At 69.0% G+C, this 15,846-nt stretch carries 15 protein-coding genes and 1 pseudogene; 11 read left to right on the top strand and 5 right to left on the bottom strand.

Annotated features, from left to right (window positions below; translation table 11 throughout):
- Positions 1–241 precede the first annotated feature (241 nt).
- The 5 genes from ACFYNL_RS05340 to ACFYNL_RS05360 all read left to right on the top strand — a co-directional run bounded on the left by ACFYNL_RS05340 (position 242) and on the right by ACFYNL_RS05360 (position 6,090).
- A complete protein-coding gene (locus ACFYNL_RS05340; RefSeq protein WP_388796706.1) occupies positions 242–1,450 on the top strand; it encodes a tol-pal system YbgF family protein in 1,209 nt (402 codons plus the stop codon).
- A gap of 493 nt (positions 1,451–1,943) precedes the next feature.
- Entirely contained in the window at positions 1,944–3,080 is a 1,137-nt protein-coding gene (locus ACFYNL_RS05345; protein ID WP_388796709.1) for a type III polyketide synthase, read from the top strand.
- Entirely contained in the window at positions 3,077–4,021 is a 945-nt protein-coding gene (locus ACFYNL_RS05350; protein ID WP_388796711.1) for an aldo/keto reductase, read from the top strand. The genes ACFYNL_RS05345 and ACFYNL_RS05350 overlap by 4 nt, the downstream gene beginning before the upstream one ends.
- Positions 4,018–4,449, top strand: coding sequence for a nuclear transport factor 2 family protein (locus ACFYNL_RS05355; RefSeq protein ID WP_388796714.1), 432 nt, complete (start codon positions 4,018–4,020; stop codon positions 4,447–4,449). The genes ACFYNL_RS05350 and ACFYNL_RS05355 overlap by 4 nt, the downstream gene beginning before the upstream one ends.
- A 285-nt stretch (positions 4,450–4,734) precedes the next feature.
- Positions 4,735–6,090, top strand: a complete 1,356-nt coding sequence (locus ACFYNL_RS05360) for an FAD-binding oxidoreductase (protein ID WP_388796716.1) — start codon at positions 4,735–4,737, stop codon at positions 6,088–6,090.
- Between the two features lie 855 nt (positions 6,091–6,945).
- Here ACFYNL_RS05360 and ACFYNL_RS05365 read toward each other — a convergent pair.
- Positions 6,946–7,170, bottom strand: coding sequence for a hypothetical protein (locus ACFYNL_RS05365; protein ID WP_388797340.1), 225 nt, complete (start codon positions 7,168–7,170; stop codon positions 6,946–6,948).
- 243 nt (positions 7,171–7,413) lie between these two features.
- On the opposite strand from ACFYNL_RS05365, the gene ACFYNL_RS05370 reads away from it, so the two are divergent.
- Positions 7,414–7,953 (top strand): GNAT family N-acetyltransferase, encoded by a 540-nt coding sequence (locus ACFYNL_RS05370; protein WP_388797343.1) that lies wholly within the window; start codon positions 7,414–7,416, stop codon positions 7,951–7,953.
- A 380-nt stretch (positions 7,954–8,333) separates the two neighbouring features.
- On the opposite strand, the gene ACFYNL_RS05375 is transcribed toward ACFYNL_RS05370, so the two are convergent.
- Positions 8,334–8,687, bottom strand: coding sequence for a hypothetical protein (locus ACFYNL_RS05375; RefSeq protein WP_388796719.1), 354 nt, complete (start codon positions 8,685–8,687; stop codon positions 8,334–8,336).
- 429 nt (positions 8,688–9,116) lie between these two features.
- Here ACFYNL_RS05375 and ACFYNL_RS05380 point away from each other — a divergent pair, with 429 nt between their 5' ends.
- The 3 genes from ACFYNL_RS05380 to ACFYNL_RS05390 are packed head-to-tail and all read left to right on the top strand — an operon-like array spanning position 9,117 to position 11,670.
- Positions 9,117–9,398, top strand: coding sequence for a polyprenyl synthetase (locus ACFYNL_RS05380; protein WP_388796722.1), 282 nt, complete (start codon positions 9,117–9,119; stop codon positions 9,396–9,398).
- Positions 9,391–10,446, top strand: coding sequence for a polyprenyl synthetase family protein (locus ACFYNL_RS05385; RefSeq protein ID WP_388796725.1), 1,056 nt, complete (start codon positions 9,391–9,393; stop codon positions 10,444–10,446). The genes ACFYNL_RS05380 and ACFYNL_RS05385 overlap by 8 nt, the downstream gene beginning before the upstream one ends.
- 60 nt (positions 10,447–10,506) lie before the next feature.
- Positions 10,507–11,670, top strand: a complete 1,164-nt coding sequence (locus ACFYNL_RS05390; RefSeq protein ID WP_388796728.1) for an oxygenase MpaB family protein — start codon at positions 10,507–10,509, stop codon at positions 11,668–11,670.
- 217 nt (positions 11,671–11,887) lie between these two features.
- On the opposite strand, the gene ACFYNL_RS05395 is transcribed toward ACFYNL_RS05390, so the two are convergent.
- Positions 11,888–12,364: a hypothetical protein gene (locus ACFYNL_RS05395; protein WP_388796731.1), complete on the bottom strand. Its 477-nt coding sequence runs from the start codon at positions 12,362–12,364 to the stop codon at positions 11,888–11,890.
- 35 nt (positions 12,365–12,399) lie between these two features.
- On the opposite strand from ACFYNL_RS05395, the pseudogene ACFYNL_RS05400 reads away from it, so the two are divergent.
- Positions 12,400–13,147: pseudogene (locus ACFYNL_RS05400) on the top strand (transposase); the annotation flags it as partial.
- Here the strand turns inward: ACFYNL_RS05400 and ACFYNL_RS05405 are convergent.
- Entirely contained in the window at positions 13,147–13,551 is a 405-nt protein-coding gene (locus ACFYNL_RS05405) for a type II toxin-antitoxin system PemK/MazF family toxin (protein ID WP_388796734.1), read from the bottom strand. The pseudogene ACFYNL_RS05400 and the gene ACFYNL_RS05405 sit on opposite strands and share 1 nt — an antisense overlap.
- 341 nt (positions 13,552–13,892) lie before the next feature.
- The gene (locus ACFYNL_RS05410) at positions 13,893–15,053 is read right to left on the bottom strand and encodes a serine hydrolase domain-containing protein (protein ID WP_388796737.1); all 1,161 of its coding nucleotides are present in this window, start codon (positions 15,051–15,053) and stop codon (positions 13,893–13,895) included.
- 131 nt (positions 15,054–15,184) lie between these two features.
- On the opposite strand from ACFYNL_RS05410, the gene ACFYNL_RS05415 reads away from it, so the two are divergent.
- On the top strand, positions 15,185–15,736 hold the full coding sequence (locus ACFYNL_RS05415) for a hypothetical protein (RefSeq protein ID WP_388796740.1): 552 nt from the start codon (positions 15,185–15,187) through the stop codon (positions 15,734–15,736).
- Positions 15,737–15,846 lie beyond the last annotated feature (110 nt).

Raw genomic sequence — 15,846 nt, forward strand, 5'->3', positions numbered from 1 at the left:
GCGGACGTCCGCGGGTCACACACGCGCGCACTACTGGAACGCTCAATTCCGTGACGCCGGAGAGTGGATGTCCCCTAAACAGCCGAACGCACGACTCGCCGCCCTTCTCGCAGAAGCCGACTGGAACGGAGCTCAACTTGCCAGGGCTGTGAATGCGTTGGGGAGCCAGCAGGGTTATCTGCTTCGTTACGACCGTACAGCTGTGGCGCACTGGTTGAAGGGGTCCCGCCCTCGTCGCCCCGTGGCCGATCTGGTGGGCCAGGCACTGAGTCACCGATGTGGTCGGCTGATCACTGCCGAGGACACCGGACTCGTGGCCGCCCCCGGCGAACGGCGGCACGGGACACGTGACTCCGTGCCGCCACCACAGGAGGAGCCGGACCCCGTGCGGCGCCTCGTCCGCATGTGCAGGGCGCAAGTCGATCCCGAACGCCGCGTCTTGCTGACCCAGACCGTGTTCGACCTCTCAGGTGCGTCCGTGCCCCCGTGGCACACCCCCTCGTATTCTCGCGGCTCGCCCGTGGGACGTCCGGTCGTTCGCGCCGACCTGGCAATACTCCGAGCGGCCACACGGCTTTTCGCGGCCGGCGTCGACGCGCACGGCGGCAACCATGCGCGGAGCGCGCTCGCGGCCTACCTCGCCGACGACGGAGCGGGCTTCATCTCCGGACCGGCGCCGGACGAGCTGCACCGGCAGGCTCTGACGGCAGTCGCTCAACTGACCCATCTGCTCGCCGTCATGACGGTGGACGCGGGACATCAGGGACTCGCTCAGAGCTACTTCAGAACCAGCCTCGGTCTGGCGCACGCAGCCGGTGATCGGCTGATGTGTGCCATCGTGCTACGGGCCATGAGCACCCAGGCCGCAAACCTCGGGCACATCCGGCAGGCGGCAGATCTCGCCTCGGCGGCCGCCAGGCACGCGCCACCCGGCTCACCTGCGGGCATCCGTGCGTACGTGCTGAGCCAGCGCGCCCTGACTCGCGCCCTGCTGCGCGATTCCCGTCGGGCAGACGCCGATCTCGCCGATGCCGAGGACGCACTCCGGCAGTCGTCCGGCGACGGGGGGCCGTTCACCTCCTATCCGGCTGCGGCCTTCGCATACCAGCGGGGCCGGGCCCTGTATGCCCTGGGGCGGCGCGACCAGGCAGTCACCGCTTTCCAGGACGCGGTCCATGCGCGCTCGCCGAGGGAGCGCCGGCCGGCGGCGCTCACCCACGCGCGTCTCGCCCATCTGCTGCTCGAAGCCGGGCGCCTGGAGGAGGCGTGCAGTCATTGGCAGCACTGCCTCGACCTCTACCCTTTCCTGCGCTCCGCTCAGGCGGATCGCGCCCTCGCGGACCTCATCCACACCCTCAGTGCGTTCCCACGCCACCCCAGAGCGGTCGGCTTGTGCGAGCAGGCACGCGGTCTCATGGCGCCGGTCAGAAAGCCTCCGCACGGCTCGTGAGCGTCACTGTGCACCGTCGATCCAAGAGGACGCCGACACGAGACGCTGGCCCGTCGTGCCGAGACGACGGGCCGACACGAGACGACAGGCCGGCGCGAGACGACGGGCCGGCGCGAGACGCCGACACGAGAGGCCGGCCTGGCTGAGGCGGCCGCTCCTTGCCGCGCAGGAAGGAAAGCGGTTGACACCTGGGGTGCCGGGTGGGCCTCTAAGGGGCTCCGTCTGCCTGCCTCTCACCGAACGGCGGCGACCTCGTTCCGGGCCGTTCAACGCGTTCACGGCACGAGCCCTCAACGGCCGTTAGACCTTGCCCGGTTGCGGCTAACCGATGATGTGCCCCCCGGTGCCGAACTGAGAAGCAGCACCTCGGCGGCGCCTTCACAGCCGTGAGGCACGGCTGCCGGCGGCGGCCGACCAGCAGGTCACGCAACGGCGTTGCCTGCCCGAGTCGAAATCCGCGCCGAACTCGAACCCGAAACACCAAAGGAGTGCCATGGCTGTCCTTTGTTGCCCTGCGGTAAGCGTTCCCGAGCACACCCTCACCATGGAGGACACCCTGCACCTCGCGGAGCGTCTGCACGGTGACCACGATCAGCTGCCCCTGGCGCTGAAACTCATCTCCAACACAGGCGTGCGCACGCGACATCTGATCCAGCCCCTTGAGCGCACCCTTCGTCACCCCGGCGTCGAGGAGCGCACCAAGGTCTACGTGCGTGAGGCGAAGGCCCGCATCCCCACAGTGGTCAACCGTGCCCTGAACAACGCAGGAGTCACCGCGGCGGACATCGACGCCATCGTCCTGGTGTCCTGTACCGCGTTCACCATGCCGTCCCTCACCGCGTGGATGATCAACGAGCTGGGCTTTCGGTACGACACGTGCCAGATTCCGATCGCACAGCTCGGTTGTGCGGCCGGAGGCGCGGCGCTCAACCGCGCCCATGACTTCTGCGCGTCCCACGCCGGCTCCAACGTTCTGATCGTCTCCTGCGAATTCTGCTCGCTGTGCTACCAGCCCGACGACCTGGACGTGGGCAATCTGCTGTCGAACGGCCTGTTCGGCGACGCGGTCGCCGCCGCCGTGGTCAAGTCGCACTCCGCGCATGGCCTGCGTCTGGAGGGCCACGGCTCCCGGCTGGTCCCGGAGACCGAGGACTGGATCTGCTACGCCGTGAAAGACACCGGGTTCCACTTCCGCCTCGACCGCCGGGTACCCCGCACGATGGAACAACTCGCGCCCGCCCTGCGGGACGTGGCAGCCGCCCACGGCTGGAACGCCTCGGCACTCGACTTCTACGTCATTCACGCCGGCGGCCCCCGCATTCTCGATGACCTGTCCCGCTTCCTGGGCGTGGCGCCGGACCGCTTCTCCTTCAGCCGCGCCACGCTCACACACTGCGGCAACATCGCCTCCGCAGTCGTCCTGGACGTGCTCCGGCGGCTGATCGCCTCGGGAACCCTGCGACCCGGGCACCGCGGCATCGTCGCCGGGTTCGGGCCCGGGATCACCGCGGAGATCAGTATCGGCACCTGGCTGGGCGACGGCGACAGGCATCTGGACGGCGGATCGGCAACCGCCTCCAGCGACGAACAGACCCCCGCCCGCCCCGTCGAGAGGAGCGCTACGTCATGAGCACCCTGACCGTCACACCTGCCACGCACTTCACCTTCGCCGACGGCCTGCGCGTTCACCGCATGGGCTACGGCGCCATGCATCTGACCGGCCCCGGCATGTGGGGGCCCTCCGACGATCCGGACAACGCGGTGGCGGTCCTGCGACGCGCCGTGCAACTCGGCATCGACTTCATCGACACGGCGGACTCCTACGGGCCCGGATACAACGAGGAACTCATCCGCACCGCCCTGCACCCCTACCCGGAGGGGCTGGTCATCGCCACGAAGGGCGGGATGCTGCGCAGCGGACCCGACGACTGGGTCAGGGCGGAGAACCGCTCCCCGTACATCGTCGCGCTCGGACAGCCCGCGTACCTGCGCCAGCAGGTCGAGGTCAGCCTCCTCCGGCTGGGCTTGGACCGCATCGACCTCTACATGCTGCATCGCATCGACGACGCGGTACCGCTGGAGGACCAGCTCGGAACGCTCGCGGATCTGCGAAGGGAGGGAAAGATCCGTCACATCGGACTCTCGGGCCAGCCCGGAGTGAGCGTGCAACAGCTGGAACAGGCACGGCGGATCACCGAGATAGCCGCGGTGGAGAACCTGTACAACATCGCGGACCGAGCAGGCGAAGACGTCCTCGACTACGCGGAGAAGCACGGCATCGCCTTCATTCCCTGGTTCCCGCTGGGACACGGCGACCTGGTCGGCCCGGAGGGCGTGCTCACCACCGTAGCCGGAAGCTACGGTGCCACCGGTGCCCAACTCGGTCTGGCCTGGCTGCTGCACCGCTCCCCGAACACCTTGCTGATCCCCGGGACCACGTCGGTCTCCCACCTCGAGGAGAACGTCGCGGCGGCCGGACTCCGGCTCAGCGACAGGGAGTGGAGCGAGATCGAGAAGCTGTGTGCCAAGGCCACGCCCTGGCGCCCCGAGGCGCAGGGGGCCACCCGATGACCGCCCCCGCGACCTCCGGGTCCGCTTCCGTCCACCCGCATGTACGCATCCTGGAAGTGGTCTACGCCGATCTTCTGCGCCTGGCGGATTTCGCGGACCCGGACATCGTCCTGCACCCGGCGAACCGGGGCACCGACGAGGGCCGGGTGCTCCGGGGAAAGGACGCCGTCCTGGCCCATGAGCGCGACCTCGTCCGGGCCACTGACGACACCCTCGTGATGGACACCGAACGTATCGTCGCCAACGACTATTTCGGTGCCGTCCTCGGCACGCTGCGGGCCTCCCGTCCCCGAACCGTGGCCATGCCCTTTTGCGGACTCTGGCGGTTCGCCGACGGACTGATCATCGAACACTGGGAGAACGCTCATGCCCCTCATGCGCTCCAGCAACTCCTCGCACCGCCCCGCCCGGCCGACTTCCACGGATGAGACGTACGTCCCCGCCGCAACGGGCGGCGCCGGCCGCCCAGATCGGCATCCGGGGTCCCGACGCGAGGAACGGCTCGTCGCCTTCCTCTCGGGGTTCGGACCGCCTGCCGCGACCAGTTGGGAGACGAACCCGACGGCTCAGGAACTGCTGATGGCCGTCTACCGGATGGCAGGTGCCGACCAAGGCGGCCGGACCTCGCGTCGGCCGGGTTCGGCGCGTTGAAGGCGGTCGGCGCACGTCGGGTGCTGGCCGCCCTCGCTCCCGAGTTCGGAGGAAGGCTGCTGGTGCCGGGAGACAGCGACTACGACAAGCAGCGCGCTGTCTGGAACGCCATGGTGGACCGTCGGCCCGCGGCGATCGCCGTGTGCACCTCGGCCCACGATGTGGTCCGCGCCGTAAGCGCCGCCCGGGCGGAAGGCCTGCCCCTGTCGGTGCGTGGAGGGGGACACTCCGTCTCGGGCCAGGCGCTGTGCGAGGGCGGACTCACCGTCGACCTTTCCGGTATGCGCCGGGTGACGGTGCATACCGGCCAGGGCCTGGTCGAGGCCGAGGGCGGCTGCCGCCTCGCCGACGTGGACCGGGCCACCGCCGCGCACGGCTTGGTGGTGCCGGCCGGAACGGTGTCCGAGACGGGACTGGGCGGCCTGGCGCTGGGCGGCGGCACCGGCTGGCTGACCCGCTCTTACGGGCTGACCTGTGAGAACTTCGAGGCGTGCGAAGTCGTACTCGCCGACGGCCGGATCGTCGAAGCCTCCTCCACCGAGCGAGCGGATCTCTACTGGGCGTTGCGGGGCCGGGGGGCGGCAACTTCGGGGTCGTCACCCGGTTCACCCTCCGAGCGCACCGATTCGGTCCCGGCATGCTTGTCGCTCTACCGGCCCGAGGAGGCGCATGAGGCGCTCGCCGCATACGCGGACCTCGCCCCGGGACTGCCCAGGACGATCGGCTGGCACGCGTCACTGAAAAAGCGGTTGCCGCCCTATCCCTTCGTGCCCGCCGATCGCGTGGGTCAGCCCGGGCTGCTGCTGATCGCCATGTGGCTCGGCGACGTCGACGACCCCGCGGCCGCACAGTTGCGGAGCCTCACTCAGGTGGGCAGACCTTGTGCGCGGGAGTGCCTCGTGCTGCCGTTCGCGGACCGTGTGCAGCGGCTCATGGACGCCGAGTTTCCCGAGGGAAGGCGTTACTACACCAAGGAGGCGCATCTTCGGGGGCTGGACGAAGGGGCGATATCCGAGATCGTGCGTTTCTGGGGAGAGATGCCGATGGGCGGGGAGATCGTGCTTCTGAGCCTCGGCGGGGCACTGTGCGACGTCCGGGAGCCGGACAGCGCCTTCTCCCACCGTGAGTATCCGTGGTGGCTGGAGTTCCTGTTGCACTGGCAGGACCCGCGGTGGGACGCCGCGTACGCACGACAGGCACGGGAGGCCGTCGGCCGGCTCGGGGCGTGCGTGGCACCGGGGACCTACCTGAACATGCTCAACGCCGGGGAGGGCGACGACGTCCGTGCGCTGACCGAAGCGTACGGAGGACCGCAGAAGTACGCCCGGCTGCGGCAGGTGAAGTCCCGCTACGACCTGGAGAACATCTTTCGGTCCAACTGGAACATCCCACCGGCCGATCCCCGCACCAGGCCTTGAGGATCGCTGCGTCCTGCCGCCGGCCAGGACGAGGACGGGCCGCGCGACCTCCGGGCCCCCGCCGGTCGTGGGGGAGGGCGGCCGAACCTCTGGGCTTGCTCAAGAGGGGATTGAAGCCGCCGGTGCGGCGGGCATCGTCCCGACACCCCGGGCGCCCGGCCCGGTGGAAGGGGGAAACCGATCATGACTGCTGTGGTGGTAGTGGCCGCTGCCGTGCTGGGGATGGCCGTGCTGTGTACGTGGCTCGTGCGTCGGGCCTGGCGGCGTGCCTGGGACGACCTGGGCCGGCAGGCATCCGGGTACGGCTGGGGGAGCGGCCAGGGACACCGGACCTGGGGCCCCTCCAGCAGCGGCCCGGGTGCGGCGTCGGCGACGGGAGCCGCTGGGGCTTCGTTCAGCGGTTCGTCCTGGTACGCCGCGGGCGACGCCTGCGACGGCTCGGGGTCCGACTCCTCCTGCGGCGGTTCCTCATCCTGCTCCGGAAGCTCGTCCTGCAGCAGTAGCTCATCTTCCTGCAGCAGTAGTTCGTCGTCCTGCGGGAGCAGCTCGTCGTCCTGCGGCAGTTCCTGCTGACGGTTGCGGCGTCCGGACGCGGGGTGAGGGCCACCGCGGTGGGACGGCCGATGTGACCCCGCCACCCGGGCGCCGGGCTCCCGCCGGCGCCGTGGCTCAGCGGTCGGAGCGGCTCAGGCGAGGCGGATCGTCTCTGCCCCCGGAACAGGGTCGGCCAGGGCACGCGGAGATGGCATCCGGCCCCGTCCCCGTCGACGTCCGCTCGACTCGTCCTGGTGCGTGTCCTTTGAAGCGGACGGCCGGGCTGCTCTGAATCACTGCCTGGCAGGGGAAAGGAGCGGGTTACTTCCATCCGGCGTTGAACAGCGCGCATTCGAGCAGGTCGGGGGCGGCACCAGGCGGCCAGGCGCCGGTGGAGGCCAGCTGACGGGCGGCTGCGTGCATGAACGAGAGGTAGACCTCGTAGCGGTGGGGCGACCAGTTCCAGTCCGCCCACACCCAGGCAGCGACCGAGCCGTCGGGGTCGTGGCCTGTCTCCTTGCCGATCTTGGTGGCCAGGGAACGCATCCGCAAGGACAGAACACGGTCGAGGACAAGGGGGCTCGCGCCCTGCGCGGAATTCAGTGCTGCGTCGGCGGACGCCGAGCGCCCCTGGATGGCTACCAGGTGGGTCGAGTGGCTCGGTTTTAGCCGGTACGTGGCCGTGTTTTCCCTTGGTCACGGCCTGTGTGAAGCCATCTCGAAGGGATTGGTAGCCAAGAGGGACCGCGAGTCTTGATCGCTACTGAGGCCGCTGATTGGCTGGCTGACATGAATGATCTCGGACCTGTTGCGTGGCCGCCTGCACCGATCAAAACCGAGAGGCTCGTGTTGCGTGAGCCTGAGGCCCGGGACCGTGCGGTGTTCATCGAACTGCACGCTTCGTCGAAGGTGTACACCTATCTCGGTGGCCCCCGCTCGCGTGACGAGCTTGAGCGCGAGATGCCCGAGGCGCCGGGGCGGCGACCCGGGAGCTTCGTCGTCGATCTCGGCGGGGCGATGATCGGCCAGGTACTTCTCGGGAGAGTAACGGAGCACCTTTGCCCCACGGCCGTTGGGAAGGTCGATCTCGGCTACCTGTTCCTGCCGCGGGCGTGGGGATTCGGCTATGCCACAGAGGCGTGCGCGGCGGCACTGGACTGGCTCGAAGACGTCCTTCCGGGTGAGCCGGTGGTGCTCGCCACCCAGACCGCCAACATCCCTTCGATGCGCCTCGCAACAAAGCTGGGGTTCACCGAAGTGGAGCGGTATCGGGCCTGGGACGCCGAACAGTGGCTCGGCCTGCGATCCGCGGTAGGGCCTCGCGGCTGAGCCCGACGACTCGGCGAGGTGCTGTTGAAGGAGCCGTGCGGGGGCGCGGGACATACAGTTGTCTGGAGGAGTGCGCGAAGGCGCCTCGCCCGCCCAGCGCACCATGTCAACCGATCTCTGCGCCCACCTCGCCCCTCGCCTGCGCATCGTGCTGTCCGACGCGGTGGCCGCCTGCGGGCGATGACCGGCCGTACGACGTGCTGTACAGCGTCATCGGCACCGTGAACTTCCCAGGCCCTTGGCTGCACCACAGGCACGGCTGGGCGGCTCACCTGCCCGCTCGATGCTGGAGTAGGTCGGCGGAGCGCTGCAGTCGACCTGCGTGACCCCCAGGCCGCGTTCCCAGGAGGCGATGGCTGGAGCGGAGTTCGGTCCGCCGCTCAGCGGCCAGGCGGGATCCGGTCCTGCGGCCCGTCGGTCACCCCTGCCGCGCCGTCACCCATCTCCGCCCGCTGGGCCACGGCCGGGTCGGTCGAGTCCGAGACCAGCTCCGCGATGCGCAGCGTGCACTCCCACTCCGTCAACTTGCCTTTGATCACCACCAGGTAAGTCTCCTGGTCGGTGAAGCGGTACACGTGGCGCCGCTTTTCGACGATGTGTTTGCTCGGTGAGTAAGTGTGGACGGCGGCACGGAGTGCCTTCAACGCCTCGTCCTTGGTTTCCAACTCACGGCAGAGGAACTCGGTCCTGTACACGTCGCTGTAGTACTCCGCGATCACGACCCAGTGACCCATGGCCCCACTCCTTCGACGCCGCTGCCAGTCAGCCACAGCTCAGCGTTCGGGGCAAGACTCATGCAGACCGAGAGCTGGTCCTTACGCTCGTCATTCGGCCCGGCCATGATCTACGTCTGCGTCCTGCTTCAGCCGGGAGCGGCGGTCCGCGTCCGAGACGCCTCCGTCGACCTGGCCTGCCTCCCGTGGCGGCGCCTTGCACGAGCACTTTGTTGCCGTCGAGCGGCCATCGGCCGGGTCGGCGCCGAATTTGCCTGCGTGGCGGCCAGCCTCACCGCCGCACTCCTTGCAGACCGCACGTGAGTTCGCACTCGTCACTCGATGCGGTCGCGCAGGCATCCCGAGCGGGTCGGGTGGTCATGCTGTGATCGGCACAAGGCCCTGACCTGCCTGTGTCGACAAAGGCCGTCGGAAGTGGGGGAGTCTGGCATGTCATCTGTGCACGGCAGCCGGGGTTGGGACGAGCAGGCGGTACTGCTGGCAGCGGGGGTGGCGGATCTGGCCGTCACCACTGTCAGCTCGGCTCTGGGAAGCCTGCAGGGGCTGATGCGCCGTTCCGACGGTGCCGAGATCGTGGCCGATGCCCAGCAGGACCTCATGTCTCGTGGGCGTATCGCTCTGGACCGCTGTGCTGCCGGGCCTGTCGCTCACCTCGAGGTTCTGGCCCAGCATGCGAAAGCCCGGCGAACCGTTCACGGCGCCGATGTCTGAGCGCTGGAACCCCGCTGAGTTCAAGGGCCGAATCGACACCGTTCTGACCGCATTCCTCGCGGAAGAAGCCGAGCAACTCGTCGGAATCGACGACGCGCTCGAGCCGGTGGCCGAGCAGTTGCAGGCAGCGGCCCGGCACGGCAAGCGGCTGCGCGCGGCGTTCTGCTACTGGGGATGGCGTGCCGCCGGTCAGCCCGACAGCGACCTCCTCGTGCGTGCGGCGGCCGCGATGGAACTGGTCCATGCCGCCGCAGTGGTGCACGACGATCTGATCGACGACAGCCCGCTGCGCCACAACCTGCCCACCGCCCATGTCGCTCTCCAGACAGCCGTCACAGGCCGCTCCCCGACAGCCCGCTCTGCCGCCCGCTCGCTGGCCATGCTGGTCGGGGACCATCTGATGGCACTGGCGGGACAGTTGTTCGCCACCAGCGGCCTGCCCGCCGCCTTCCTCGCACGGGCGCGGCCGATGTGGGCCGAGCTAGCTCGCGAGCTGATCGCGGGGGAGTGCCTGGAAATCCTGAGCACTGGCACCAGCCCGGACGCGGACGTGTCACTGAAGGTGGTGCGCTACAAGACCGCGAAGTACACCGTCGAGCAGCCGCTGCTCATCGGCGGCCTGCTCGCCGGAGCAACTCCCGACCTACGGGCCGGACTTTCCGCGTACGGGATCCCGCTGGGGGAGGCGTTCCAACTGCGCGACGACCTGCTCGGCCTGTTCGGCGAGCCCAGCCGCACGGGCAAGGCGAGCCTGGACGACATCCGCGGACAGCGGCCCACGGCCCTGCTCGCCGCCACCTGGCACGCCGCGCTGCCCGCCCAACGTGAGCACCTCACCGCGGTACTGGGACGCGCTGACCTCACCGACGAGCACCTGTACGAGGTACGTGAGCTGATGAGCGCACTTCGTGCGCCCGACCAGGTGGAAGACATGATCGCTTCCCGGGCCCGGGAAGCGGTCGGCCACCTGGACGCGCTCGACATCCCCCACCCGGCCCGGCGCGCCCTGACCGACCTCGCCCGCCTGGCGACCGACCGCCACCACTGACCCTGCTGCTTCGGACGCCTCAGCGTCGAAGTCGTGCGCTCACCGAGAGGGACTGCCGACATGACCTACACCGACGCCTCCATGGACGCTCTGCGCGTGTCGGGAGACGAACTCGCCGACGCGGTCGTGGCCGAGTTGTTCGAACGGGGGGAGGTGGGCAAGTTCAACACCCTCATGCGGTACGTCTCCACTGCAGGCGCACCCCTGCCCGACGGGCTCCCCGACGTGGCCCGCGCATACCTCCAGGCCACCAGCGTGCCCCCTGCCTGGGTGGACTGGACCGAGATGGAGAAAGCCCGGCTGTTCTTCATCGACAACAACGTGCACATCTCTACCGCCCTGTCCTTCGCCTCCATGCCCGCCTGCTACGTCGTTCCGCACGTGGCGAAGCTCCTGTCAGCCACCCACGGGTTGAGCTACCCGTCCAAACGGATGGCGGAGACGGGGCAGTTCACCGTCTACCTCATGCAGCCCGACGCCTTCGAAGCCGGCAGCCGCTTCCTTCCGGCCGCGCAGAAGGTCCGCCTGCTCCACGCCTCGATCCGGCACCACCTCAAGCGGGAGGGCCGTTGGGACACCGATGCCCTGGGCACACCGATCTGTCAGGAAGACATGATCGGCGGGCAGATGTTCTTCTCGCTGCTCGTGCTGGACAGCCTGCACCGCCTCGGCATCCACATGAGCGTCGAAGGAGCGGAGGCGTACTTCTACGCCTGGCGCGTGGTCGGTGCCATGCTCGGCGTCGACCAGGACGCCGTCCCCGAAACACTGGACGAGGCCCGACAGTTCCTCGACCTGTACATGATCCGCCACATGGGCCCGTCCGGTGAAGGGGCCCACCTGACACGGCAGCTCATCGACCTCTACGAAGAGGTCGTCCCCGGAACCTTCTTCGACCCCATCGTCTCCGCCCTGATCCGCTACCTGATCGGCGACACCTGCGCCGACTGGCTCGAGGTGTCCCGTACTCCCTGGGACAGCGTGGTCAAGGTCGTCCCGAGCCTGCTCGGCGTCCTGGAGACCATCGAGGACCGCTCGCCGCTGGGAGCCTGGGCCCTGGACCGTCTCGGCCACCTCACCACCATCCTCGAACTGTCCTCCCTCACCCGTGGCCGCGTCATGCACTACGCCATCCCCGAGCAGCTCAAGAAGGACTTCGGAGTCACCGGCAACGTCCCCCGCACCCACCGCTGGGCACCGCCCGCACCCACGGTGTCGACCTGACAGGAGCACCGCATCTCGCCTTCTCGGACGCGCGTGAAATCTGAAGACCCGGCCTCGGACAGCCCGGCCTTCCGGCACGATCCACGAAGGTGGGCCTGGAGCCGGTGGACAGCAACTCGGCGCGCCCACCCGCCCACCAGGCAGCAAGCTGACGGACCCTCATGCAAGATCGAGGCGAAGGGCTGTCCCGTAGAAGAGCTTCGGAGGCTGGCGGTTGCTATCCCATGACCGCACGAGCCGCGTCGAGGAACGCCAGTCGGTTGTTTTCCAGGTAGTCCCGCACGCTCTCGCCGTCGGGCAGCCCTTCCCACACGGTCCGGTTGAGGTCGAGGAAGTATGCGCGTGCCGAGTCGTGTACGGGCAGGGGGAATTGGACGCGGATGAGTCGTTCCGCGACCCACAGCCTGTTCATGACGTCCTGGGTCGTCAGGTACCAGTCGTGGGTGTCGTCCCACTCCTCAGGCCGGCTGAACGCGGCGCGTTCGGCTTCGGCCCCCACCTCGATGAACCGCTCCAGCAACGCCAGCCGTTCCGCGCGCCTGGCTTCCGACAAGGAGATCTGCTGTCGTTGCTGTTCTGCGCGTTCTGCCGCAAGCTGAGTCCTGTGCTGGACGAGGTAGGACAACAGACCGCCGAGGACAACGCCGCCCACGGATATGAGTGACACCCACACCTGACCTGACATGGCGGTCATCGTTTCATGCTGTCGATCTTTGGGACGATACAGCTGTGGCTGCTGTGATCACGGCGTCGGAGCCGTCCTGGACAGTCCCCCTTTACCGGGCTGAACCCGCGTCGGTTCGGCAAGCTGGTCACTGCGCTACAGCGCCAGGGGATGGAGCCGGTCCGCAAGGGGCCGACCGTGGAGCCTGCCGCTGGAAGACAGGGTGTTGATGGTGGCGTGTACTGGCGGACGAGCCTGACCTTGCGGCAGCCGGCGCCACTGTTCGGAGTGCCGAAGTCAGCCGCCGACCGGATCACCGACCGCCTCGCGCCGCCGCTCGTTCGGCAGCCGAGACGGTGGTTCCGCAAGGGCACCGTGCTGATCGTGTATGGACGGAACCTTGGTGCCCACCCGTGACCACACGGTCGCCGAGCAATCGAGGAACTACCGGTACTCGACCAATCATCAGGTCGTCATCGATGCCGACACCCGACGGGGCGTCGCCGACGGCCGACCCGTGCCCAGCAACCGCAACGACTGCAAGGCGTAGGAGCTGTCCGGTGCGAAGGACACCGTCGGCAAGGCGACGGTCATTGCGGACGGTGGCTACCGGGGCACCGGCTTGCTCATCCCGCACCCCGCCGCGAGCGCGGCCGGTGCGAGTTGCCAGCTCGGAAGGAGGAACACAACACCTCGCACCGCAAAGTCCGCGCCCGCGTTGAGCACGTCTTCGCGCGGATGAGGGGATCGAGGATCCGCCGCGACTGCCGCCCGGGAAGGCGACGGGTCCATCACGCGATGCTCGGCATGGCCTACGCGAGTCCGCCGAGACGGAGGGCGTCCCTCATCTCGCTGAGCTTCGCGGTCGTCGCCGGGGTCCACTCCTTCTCCTGTTCACCGAGTCGGAGGGCATCCTCGATCTCGCTGAGCTTCGCTGGGGACAGGGCGCCCGCCGGCTCGATCAGGTCGTCTCGGGACACGGTGGTCAGCCACGTGCAAGGGGTGAAGCCTGGACGCGGGAACGCGAACCGCAGCACGCCTTCAAAGGGCAGTCCTTCCATGGCGCCTACTGCCACTTCGACGCCCAGACCGCTGATGTGGACGCCCGCCGGAGCGACGACCTGCATCACCCGGATCCCGGCCGCGTCGTCTCCCGACAGCAGTACGACCAGCTGCCGCTCGTCGAACTCGACCCACCAGACTTCGCCACGTTGCACATGTCCTCCTGACACGGGACGGCTGGCGGACGCTGCGCGACCCTGACGCGCTGTGGATGGTGCGGCCACCGTTGATCATCGGTGTGTGAAGACTGAAGATCATGCGGTGGCCGCAGGTCACAGCGTAGACGCTGCCCGCGGGCAGGAGGCGGTCTGTCGGCAACTGACCTCTACCTCATCGGGCCGGGCGGCTTGCCGCAGCAGGCGACGGTCTCGGTCTGGCCGGCGCCGGTGAGTGGCCCTACGGCGAGCACGGCCGCCACTGCCACCAACAAACCCCATACGGCTTTGCGCACTGTCTCCTCCTGTGTCGTTCGGGGCCGCTCGGAGCGGTCACTGGTTCAGCGGTCCTCGGAGCGGACGCGGTCGGCGACACCTTGGGTCAGCTCCTCTGCCTGGTCCTCCAGGTTCCACTTGCCGTTCCGGTGGGCGTGGTTGCTCACCCAGGAGACCAGGACGCCGTCGTGCAGCGATCTCGTGAGGTATGCCAGCGACCAGTCGTTGCCGCCGTTGTGCCAGACGATCCGTCCGTCGAGGGTTTCGCGGACGGCCCAGCCGTATCCGTACGAGTCGTCCAGGCCGGGCACCCGCACGCGCGGCGCGAACAGTTTCTGTCTGGCCCGTTCCGGCAGCACCTCGTTGCCCGCGAGGGCACGGTGCCAGCGGAACATGTCCTCGGCGGTGGAGAGCATGCCGCCGTTGCCGCGCAAGTTCCAGTACGGCCCGTCGGTGGCCCAGGGGTGGTCGACCGGCCTGCCCTTGCTCCGCCCTTCGCTGTCGTACTCCACGGCGATCAGGTGCCGCGGCCACCGGGGCAGCACGTATCCGGTCCGGTCCATCCCGGCGGGGCCGAAGAGGTGCCGGGCCAGGAACCGCTCGTAGCCCTCCCCGGACACCTCTTCCACGATCACGGCGAGCAGGCTGTACCCGGTGTTGGAGTAGTGGAACTCGTCCCCCGGGGCCGACTGGGGCCTCGACGCGAGGGCCCGCCGCACCAACTCGTCGCGCGAGACGCGGTCGTAGTCGTCGCCGAGCCCCTCGACCAGACCCGACGTGTGCGTGAGCAACTGCTCGATCGTGATGTCACGCTTGTCCTCGGGCACCGGCCCGAGGAACCGGCCGATCCGGTCGCTCACTCGCAGCCGGCCCATCACCTCCAGCTTCAGGATCGCGGCGGCGGTGAACTGTTTCGTGATCGACATGACGTCGTACACGGTGCGGCAGCTCGCGGGAGTTCCGGCGGCTCGGTCCGCTGCCCCGAAGCCTCCGCAGTACGCGAGTTCGTCGCCGCGTGCGGCGATCACGGTGCCGCCCGCCCCAGCGGGCAGGACACGGTGGAGGAAGTCGGCGACCGACTCCCCGTCGCGCGCCTTCGGGCCGGCCGGGGCGGATCCGGTGGTCGGCGGCCCGGCGTCGCCCTTCTCATCGCACGCGCCCAGTATCAGAAGGACCGCCAGGGCGGTGACGGCGGCACGGGTGCGGTGACAGCGGGGCAGATCCATATGACCTGTGACCTCCAACATCGGGAATCCGCACCGAGGTTGACCGTCGCACCTGCCGTTCCTCAAGCTGTCAGGGTGTTCGAGCTTGTGCGAAGCCGTGTACGTCCAGCTCACCAGGGGGGACCACCGTCATGACCACCGCACCGCCCACACCGCCGGACACCGACGCGGCCGCTTTCGTGGCGGCGCTGCGGCGCCTGAAGACCTGGTCGGGTCTGAGCTACCGCCGACTGGAACGCCACGCGGCGGACGCCGGCCACTGTCTGCCGTACTCCACGGCGGCGACCATGCTCGGCCGGGACCGGCTCCCCCGCGCGGAACTCGTCGCCGCGTTCGTCGCGGCGTGCGGACTACGCGGCGACGAGGCGGAGGCGTGGCTGGACGCCCGCACCGGCATCGCGTGCGGTCCCGCACCGGCGGACGCCATACCTGCGCCCGCGACGGATACGGACGCCACACCCGCGCCCACGACGGCTACGAAGGCCACACCCACGCACGCCACGCCCGCGAACAACGCCCCCGCCGCCGACGCACCGGCGCGCACCAGGCCATGGCGGACGCGGTGGACACTGGTCGGCGCGGCGGCGCTCCTCACCGCGCTCCTCGGCGGGGCGACGGCGTCCGGTCTTTTAACCGACGACGAAGAAGAGGTGCTGCAGACGCCGACGTCGGCCCGCCTGTGACACATCACGGGTGAACCGACGTCTCGGCGTCCATACGTCTCAGCATCCATACGTCTCGGCCTCTTCGAGGGCGTACGGAACCGTCCGCCCGAGCTCCTGCGACGGCTACC

It is taken from the genome of Streptomyces sp. NPDC007808, assembly GCF_042868655.1.
GTDB lineage: Bacteria > Actinomycetota > Actinomycetes > Streptomycetales > Streptomycetaceae > Streptomyces.